General features: G+C 70.6%; 8 protein-coding genes. 7 read left to right on the top strand and 1 reads right to left on the bottom strand.

Features of this window, described 5'->3' with window-relative positions:
- On the top strand, positions 1 to 113 hold a 113-nt coding region (locus D7Y11_RS39890; protein WP_148139266.1), incomplete at its 5' end, for a transposase.
- Between the two features lie 9 nt (positions 114 to 122).
- Here D7Y11_RS39890 and D7Y11_RS39885 read toward each other — a convergent pair.
- On the bottom strand, positions 123 to 1,373 hold the full coding sequence (locus tag D7Y11_RS39885) for a cell division protein ZapB (RefSeq protein WP_126936300.1): 1,251 nt from the start codon (positions 1,371 to 1,373) through the stop codon (positions 123 to 125).
- A gap of 123 nt (positions 1,374 to 1,496) precedes the next feature.
- On the opposite strand from D7Y11_RS39885, the gene ureA reads away from it, so the two are divergent.
- From ureA to D7Y11_RS39855, 6 genes are all read left to right on the top strand, one after another.
- Positions 1,497 to 2,282, top strand: a complete 786-nt coding sequence (gene ureA / locus D7Y11_RS39880; RefSeq protein ID WP_120581142.1) for an urease subunit gamma — start codon at positions 1,497 to 1,499, stop codon at positions 2,280 to 2,282.
- Positions 2,279 to 3,994 (top strand): urease subunit alpha, encoded by a 1,716-nt coding sequence (gene ureC, locus D7Y11_RS39875; RefSeq protein ID WP_121780692.1) that lies wholly within the window; start codon positions 2,279 to 2,281, stop codon positions 3,992 to 3,994. Before ureA ends, ureC begins: the two co-directional genes overlap by 4 nt.
- Positions 3,995 to 4,005: 11 nt before the next feature.
- Entirely contained in the window at positions 4,006 to 4,668 is a 663-nt protein-coding gene (locus D7Y11_RS39870) for an urease accessory protein UreF (RefSeq protein ID WP_126936299.1), read from the top strand.
- Between the two features lie 26 nt (positions 4,669 to 4,694).
- Complete coding sequence (gene ureG / locus D7Y11_RS39865) at positions 4,695 to 5,411, top strand: urease accessory protein UreG (protein WP_120581145.1); 717 nt, start codon at positions 4,695 to 4,697, stop codon at positions 5,409 to 5,411.
- A 98-nt stretch (positions 5,412 to 5,509) separates the two neighbouring features.
- Complete coding sequence (locus tag D7Y11_RS39860; protein WP_306770492.1) at positions 5,510 to 7,990, top strand: sensor histidine kinase; 2,481 nt, start codon at positions 5,510 to 5,512, stop codon at positions 7,988 to 7,990.
- Positions 7,990 to 8,453 (top strand): DUF6597 domain-containing transcriptional factor (locus tag D7Y11_RS39855; protein ID WP_368773804.1); only part of this gene is annotated, 464 nt, incomplete at its 3' end. The genes D7Y11_RS39860 and D7Y11_RS39855, both read left to right, overlap by 1 nt.

Genomic DNA, 8,453 nt, shown 5'->3' with positions numbered 1-8,453 from the left:
GGTTCTTCCATGGCCTCAAGCGCTTCCGCCGCCTCGCGACTCGATATGAGAAGACAGCCCGCAACTACCTTGCCCTCATCCACCTCGCCTGCACTCGGATGTGGCTCAATTAGGGACACCCCCTAGTAGCGGGTGATGTCGAACGTGCTGTAGTTCTTGTACAGCTCGCTGACGTGATCCGCCGTCAGGTTGACCGCGTCCTTGTGGTTGTTCGTCTTCCACTCGGCGGTGTTCGCGTCCAGCAGGCGGTTCGGGCCGTCCGTCTTGTGCAGGCCCAGCACGTGGCCCTCCGCGGCCTCGCCCGACTTGCGCAGGCCGATGCGGTAGTGGCCGTTCTCCTTCGTGCCGTCGTACAGCTTCTGCGCGAAGGTGTCCTGGGTGATGGGCTCGAAGTCCTGCACCTTCACGCCCGGGTGACCGCCGCCACGGCCCGTGCGGAAGTCGTCCACCATCGCGGCGATGCCTTCCTGCTTCTTCGCGATGGCGGCCTGGTCCTGGTTGAGCTGCGCCATCCCCGCCTTGATGTCCTGGGTCAGCTCGCTGCGCTGCTGCTTCAACCCCTGGCGCTCCTCCGGCGAGAGGTCCGGGTTGGTGAGCAGCTCGTTGATCTCCTTGCGCTGCGCGCTCTTGCCCTGGAGCTCCTTCACGCTGCCCTGGAGCTTGTCGATGTCATCCATGTGCGCGCCGTTCAGCTTCGTGAGGGCGTCGCTCTGCAGGTGCTCGGCGTGCTGCTTGTCGATGAGCTTCCCGAAGTGGTTGTCCGTCAGCTTGCCGAACGCCTGCGAGCCCTTCATCGGGTCACCGCCCGCCTCCTTGCCGGTGCGGATCCACTCGGAGGTCATCGCGCTGCACACGCCCGCGTCCGTGCCCGCGGGCATGTTCGGCTGCTTCAGCATTGGGTGGCTGCTCTGGTCCGTGTAGCGCAGCACGTCCGCGCCCGGATTCTCCAGCTTCATCTGCTCGACGATCTTCTGGATTTGAGGGCTCGGCGTCATGGCCTTGCCCTTGCCCGGCGTGCGGCCCAGGGCCATGTCCGCGATGTCGCTCTCGGAGAGGTTGGGCGACTGCAGCTGCGGACCCTGGAGCGAGCTCGCGTCGATGTTCGGGCGCGACGACGAGGCCTGGGGGCTGCCGGTCGGCTTGAACGCGTCACCCTGGGGCGTCGTCCCGGTGGGAGTCGTCGGCCGGGAGACACTCGGCGAGCCCGTGGGCGACGCGGTGGGCGAGGCCGTGGGCGACGCGGTGGGGGTCGACGGCTTCGCGCCCGTCGTGCCCGGCTTCGAGAAGGTCGGCTGGGCCACCGTGTTCGTCGTCTTCGGTGGGGCGGGAGGCGCCTTGGGCGTCTTGGGGAAGCCGGCCTTGAAGCTCTTCATGGGGGGACTCCGGAGGGGGAGAACGGCGCGAGGGGCCTCCATCCTGGCTCACGCTGACGCGTCGCGCTAGGGTCTGGCGGGTCGGCGCATCCCGCACCCGGAAGAACCGAGGGAGTCGGACCCATGCATCTGTCCCCCCGTGACGTGGACAAGCTGCTCCTGCACCAGGCGGGCGTCGTCGCCCAGAAGCGGTTGGCGCGAGGCCTGCGCCTCAACTACCCGGAGGCGGTGGCGCTCATCGCCACGCAGCTGTTGGAGTTCATCCGCGACGGCCGCAGCGTGGCGGAGCTGATGGACCTGGGACGCCGGTTCCTGGGGCGCGCGCAGGTGATGGACGGCGTGCCGGAGATGTTGGCGGAGGTGCAGGTGGAGGGCACCTTCCCGGATGGCACCAAGCTCGTGACGGTGCATCACCCGGTGGTGGCGGAGCACGGGGACCTGTCGTTGGCGCTCTACGGCAGCTTCCTGCCGGTGCCGCCGCTGGAGCGCTTCACCGTGCCCGCCGCGTCACCAGAAGGGCCTCCTGGACTCGTGCGCGCGGCGGAAGGCGCGCTGGAGCTCAACGCGGGCCGCAAGGCCATCACCCTGCGCGTCACGCACCGGGGCGACCGGCCCATCCAGGTGGGCAGTCACTACGCGTTCGCGGAGACGAACCGAGCGCTGGTGTTCGACCGGGGCCGCGCCTACGGCCACCGGCTGGACATCCCCGCGGGCACTGCGGTGCGCTTCGAGCCCGGCGAGGTGAAGACGGTGTCGCTGGTCCCCATCGCGGGCGAACAGGTGGTGCGCGGCGGCAACGCGCTGGGCAGCGGCAAGGTGTCCGATGAAGGCCGTGAGCGCTTGCTCGCGGCGGTGCGCGCGCAGGGCTTCGGTCACGAGGAAGAGACCCCCGAGGAGGACCGCTCATGAGCCGCAAGCTGGACAGGCGCCACTACGCGGACATGTTCGGTCCCACCACGGGGGACCGGGTGCGGCTGGGAGACACGGGCCTGTGGCTCCAGGTGGAGCGCGACGCCACCGTCTACGGCGACGAGTGCAAGTTCGGCGGCGGCAAGGTGCTGCGCGAAGGCATGGGCCAGCGCGCGGGCACAGGCGACGCGGACGCGCTCGACTGCGTCATCACCAACGCGCTCGTGGTGGACTGGACGGGCATCTTCAAGGCGGACGTGGGCATCAAGGCCGGGCGCATCTCCGCCATCGGCAAGGCGGGCAACCCGGACGTCATGGCGGGCGTCACGCCGGGCATGGTGGTGGGCGTCACCACGGAGGTCATCGCGGGTGAAGGGCTCATCCTCACCGCGGGCGGCCTGGATACACATATCCACTTCATCAGCCCGCAGCAGGCGGACGAGGCCATCGCCAGCGGCATCACCACCTGGGTGGGCGGCGGCACCGGACCGGCCACCGGCACCAACGCCACCACCTGCACGCCGGGCGCGTGGAACCTGGCGCGCATGCTGGAGGCCACGGATACCATTCCCCTGAACATCGGCCTCACTGGCAAGGGCAACACGTCCCTGCCGGAGGGCTTGCTGGATCAGGTGCGCGCGGGAGCCATTGGACTCAAGCTGCATGAAGACTGGGGCACCACGCCCGCGGCCATCGACACGTGCCTCACGCTGGCGGACGCGGAGGACGTGCAGGTCACCATCCACACGGACACGCTGAACGAGTCCGGCTACGTGGATGACTCGCTGGCGGCGTTCAAGGGCCGCACCATCCACACGTACCACTCGGAGGGCGCGGGTGGCGGCCACGCGCCGGACATCATCCGCGTGTGCGGCGCGCCCAACGTGCTGCCCAGCTCCACCAACCCCACGCGGCCGTACACGGTGAACACGCTGGATGAGCACCTGGACATGCTCATGGTGTGTCACCACCTGGACCGCGAGATTCCGGAGGACGTGGCCTTCGCGGAGAGCCGCATCCGAGGAGAAACGATTGCCGCGGAGGACATCCTCCACGACCTGGGCGCCATCAGCATGATGGCCTCGGACAGCCAGGCCATGGGGCGAGTGGGCGAGGTCATCACCCGCACGTGGCAGACGGCGCACAAGATGCGCGAGCAGCGCGGGCGGCTCCCCGGCGAGCAGGGGGACAACGACAACCTGCGCATCCGCCGCTACGTGGCGAAGTACACCATCAACCCGGCCATCGCCCACGGGCTGTCCCACGAGGTGGGCTCCGTGGAGCCAGGCAAGCTCGCGGACCTGGTGCTGTGGCGGCCCGCCTTCTTCGGCGCGAAGCCGGAGCTGGTGCTCAAGGGCGGCTTCATCGCGTGGGGCCAGATGGGGGACGCGAACGCGTCCATCCCCACGCCGCAGCCGTACCTCATGCGCCCGATGTTCGGCGCGCGAGGAAGGGCGCGGGGCTCCACGAGCATCGCCTTCGTATCAGGGCGCGCCTTGAGGGAAGGCACCGTGCAGGGGCTGGGGCTCACCAAGCGGCTGTCCGCGGTGGTGAACTGCCGCGCGTTGGGGAAGAAGGACATGCGCCTCAACGACGCGCTGCCGGTCATCACGGTGGATCCGGAGACGTACGAGGTCCGCGCGGACGGAGAGCTGCTTCGCTGCGAGCCCGCCACCTGGCTGCCCCTGGCGCAGCGCTACTCGCTGTTCTGAAGGAGCGCGCCATGGCTTCCGGCTGGAGGGTGTTGCAGCTGGCGGACTCGGGGTTTCCCACGGGGGGCTTCGCGCACTCGGGAGGCCTGGAGGCCGCGGTGCAGGCGGGCGAGGTGCGCGGCCCGGGTGACGTGCGGCGCTTCGTGGAGGCGCTGGTGTGGCAGGCGGGACTGGGCGGCCTGCCGCTGGTGGGCTCGGCGTGGCGCGAGCCCTCCGCACTGCCGGCGCTGGACGCGCGCGCGGACGCGTTCCTCACCAACCACGTCGCGAACCGGGCCAGCCGCACGCAAGGCAGGGCCTTCCTGGACACCTGCGCGCGCATCTTCCCGGAGGCCGTGGGGCCCGTGCGCGAGGCGGCCCGCGCGGCCCGTGTGAAGTTCCACCACGCGCCCGCGTTCGGCGCGGTGCTGTGCGCGCTGGCGGTGGAGCAGGAGGACGCCCTGCGACTCTTCCTGTCGCTCACCCTGCGGGGCGCGCTGTCCGCGGGCGTGCGCATGGGCGTCATCGGCACGCATGAATCCCACCAGGTGCAGCACGCGGCCACGCCGCTGCTGGAGGCCGTCCTGGAGCAATGCAAGGCATTGGGCGTGGAGGACCTGGCCCAGCCCGCGCCGCTGTGGGACCTGTTTGGCGCCACGCACGACCGGCTGTACTCCCGGCTGTTCCAGTCCTGAAGCAAGAGACGAAAAGGAAGCGCGACATGCACGACGACGACCACCGCGGCCATGGGCAGGACGGGCACGAGCACACGCACGAGGACTGGGACCACCCGGGCCACTTCGACGCTCGCGACAAGCCGCACCGGCGTGACTACTCGCAGCGGGCCTTCACGATTGGGATTGGCGGGCCGGTGGGCAGCGGCAAGACGGCGCTGGTGCTGGCCCTGTGCAAGAAGCTGCGCGACCAGTACCGCCTGGGCGTGGTGACCAACGACATCTTCACCAAGGAGGACGCGGAGTTCCTGGTGCGCAACCAGGCCCTGTCCCCGGAGCGCATCAAGGCGGTGGAGACCGGCGGCTGCCCCCACGCCGCCATCCGCGAGGACATCAGCCACAACCTGCTCGCGCTGGAGCAGTTGATGGAGGAGCTGCACCCGGAGTTGCTCATCGTGGAGAGCGGCGGTGACAACCTGGCCGCGCAGTACAGCCGCGAGCTGGCGGACTACACGGTGTATGTCATCGACGTGGCGGGCGGGGACAAGGTGCCGCGCAAGGGGGGGCCGGGCATCACCCAGTCGGACCTGCTGGTCATCAACAAGACGGACCTGGCGCCGCACGTGGGCGCGGACCTGGGCGTGATGGACCGCGACGCCCGGAAGATGCGCGGCGAGGGCCCCTTCGTCTTCACCCAGGTCACGCACGACGTGGGGGTGGACTCGGTGGTGGGGCACCTGCTCGACGCCTGGCGTCGGAGATAGGAAGGCGCCTGGCGGCGGAGATAGGGACTGGACGAACGGTCCGTCCCGGACCGCACTCCGCCACTGACAGCCGGAGCGGGACGTGTAGTGTTCCGCCCGTGGGCATCCTCGAGCGGGCACGGGTGGAGTGGTTCGCGGCGGCCTTTGGACTTGTCGTGGGCACCACGATGGTCTTCGTGCCCTATGAGTTCGGGGCCGCCATCTTCCAGGTCATCTACCCGTACATCCGCCCGCTCGGCAGCCTCTTCCTGGTGGGCTCCGCGACGATGCTCGCCGCGATGCTGTACCCCACCTGGCCAGCGTTCGTGGGGTGGCTGGGCCGGGCGCTCTTCCTGGCGGCGGTGGCCTTCTACTGGTGGGCCGCCGCCGTGCTGCCCGGAGGCATCACGGGCCTCATCCTGTACCCGCTGCTGGCGGGACTGCTGCTGCTGGAGCGGACCCGCCGCTTCCAGGGGAGGGGCCTGCTGCCGGTGTTCATCGCCTGCGTGGCGCTGAGCTTCGGCGGGTTGATGGTCCTGGTCCCCAGCAGCTTCATCCGCATGTCGCTGCTGGCGTTCGGGCCGTTCATCCGGTTGCTGGGCGGCGCCTTCCTGGCGACGGGGGCGCTGATGGCGGTGGGGCTGTGGCGTGGCCACGAAAAGGCCTGCCGCATCGCCGCGGGCAGCTTGAGCGTCCTGTTCCTGAACATGACGCTCGCGTTGGGGTCGCGACGCTCCTGGGCCGGGATGGGCGTGTACGCGGTGCTGGCCCTGGCCTGTCTGCTGTTGTGGCGGATGCGTCAGGTCCCTGCCCCGTCCGGGGTGCGCTGGCGGCTGTTCCGGGGCATGGCCCTGGCGTCGGTGCTGCCCATCCTGGGCGTGGGGGCGGTGACGTCGTACGTGGCCCAGCGGGCCATCTCGGCGGAGCTGCGCGGCAAGGCGCAGCAGGCGGTGCTGGCGGAGACGGCGTGGCTGGAGCAGTCGGCGGCCATCGCGCGCTCGCTCTTGCGTTCTCAGAGCCAGGACCCGGGCTTCATCGAAGCGGTGCGCACCGGGGACCGCAAGGAGATGATTGAACGGGTGGAGTTGCTGGAGAACGACACCGGCCTCTTCGACGCGGCGTGGCTGCTGGACGCCACCGGGGAGACGCTGGTTCCGTCCAAGCGGCTGAACCGCCTCACCGGCAACTTCGCGGACCGGGAGTACTTCCAGCAGGCGCTCAACGGGGGCGACGCGGTCTGGGTGTCGCGGCCCTTCCTCACCCGCGCGGGGCTGCCCTTCATCGTCTTCTCCACGCGGGTGGACCTGGGGGAAGGCCAGCGCGCGGTGCTGGTGGGCGGGCGGTCCCTGCGGCGGCTGGGGCTCCAGTCGACGCTGGCCTCGCGCAGCTACCACGTGGAGTTGTTCGACCGGCGCGACGGCATCCTGCTGCGCGAGACCGAACGGGGCGACGTGCTCACGCGGGCGCCGGTGCTGGGAATGCTGCCCCCGAAGGCGCTGTCGGCGCGGGAGGGCCTGCTGGAGGCGTTCAATGAATCCGGGCTCCGCCTGCTGGTGGCGTACGCACAGGTGCCGGGCACGGAGTGGACGGTGGTGGTGACGGCGCGGCTGCGCGAGGCGTTCGCGCCGGTGACGCGCATGGGCGCGTGGGTGGTGGGCATCGCGGCGCTGGCGGGGGCCATCTCGCTGCTCCTGTCGCAGTGGGTGGGGCGGGACGTGGCGGTGCGGCTGGAGACGCTGCGGGACGGCTTCGCCGCGCTGGGCACGCCCGCTCTGGAGCAGCGGGTGCAGGCCCGGGGCGACGACGAGGTCGCGCAGCTGGCGGACGGCTTCAACGACATGGCGGCGCGCATCGACCGGACGCAGAAGGAGCTGCGCGAGGCCATCGTCATCCGGGATCAGTTCCTCTCCATGGCGAGCCACGAATTGCGCACGCCGCTGACACCGCTGAAGGCGACGCTGGAGCTGCTCATCCGCCAGTCGGAGTCCGGCGTGGGGCTGACGCCGGAGCGGCAGCGCGCCACCTTCGAGCGGCTGACGCGACAGGTGGACCGGCTGACGCGGCTGATTGGCGACATGCTGGACGTGTCGCGGTTGCAGTCGGGGAGATTCGCGCTGACGGTGGCGCCCATGGACCTGACGGCGCTGGCCCACGAGGTGCTGGAGCGCATCCAGTCCACGCGTCCGGAGCGCCAGGGGTTGTTGTCCCTGGACGTCCCGGAGGGGCCGCTGGTGGGCCGGTGGGACGAGCAGCGATTGGATCAGCTGCTGACGAACCTGGTGGAGAACGCCCTGCGCTATTCGCCGCCGGGGACGCCGGTGTCCATGCGGGTGCGCGAGGAGGAAGGGCAGGTGCGGGTGGACGTGGAGGACCAGGGCATCGGCATTCCGCAGGAGAGCCTGCCGCAGCTCTTCACGCCCTTCTTCCGCGCGCGAAACGCGGCCGAGCACTACGCCGGAGGCCTGGGATTGGGGCTGGCCATCTGCCGCGAAATCGTGGAGCGCCACGGAGGCCGCATCCAGGCGAGCAGCGAGGGGCCAGGGAAGGGCACGTGCTTCACGGTGTGGCTGCCCCGCGCGGCCGTCGCGGACGCGGCCTGATGCGCTACGTGGAGGCGAGCCCCTGCGCGGCGCTGGCGCCGTACGTCCAGTGCTACTGGGCGCTGGAGCTGTCAGGAGCGGCGCCGGTGGGGGTGCACCGGGTGCTGCCGGACGGGTGTCTGGACATCCTGGTGGACCTGACGGACGGGGTGGGGCTGCGCGTGGTGGGAGCGATGCGGGCGGCGGAGGTGGTGCCGTTGTCCGCGCGTGCGTCCTTCGTCGCGGTGCGCTTCCGGCCCGGAGGCGCGCAGCCATTCCTGAGGCTGCCCTTGCTGGAGCTGACGGACGCGAAGGTGGCGCTGGGGGACCTCTGGCCGCGCGAGGCGCGCGAGTGGCGGGAGCGGCTGGACGCGGTGGAGGGGACGGCGGCCCGCTTCGCCCTGCTGGAGCGGCTCTTGTTGGGCCGGCTGCCCGGGCAGGAGGGGGACGTGGGGGTGCGCCACGCGGTGGACCACATCCTGGG

The sequence above is a fragment of the Corallococcus sp. AB018 genome (genome assembly GCF_003986945.1).
GTDB classification, from domain to species: domain Bacteria; phylum Myxococcota; class Myxococcia; order Myxococcales; family Myxococcaceae; genus Corallococcus; species Corallococcus exiguus.
Note: the sequence above shows the minus strand (reverse complement) of the source record. Positions and strands in the feature narration are given on the sequence as shown.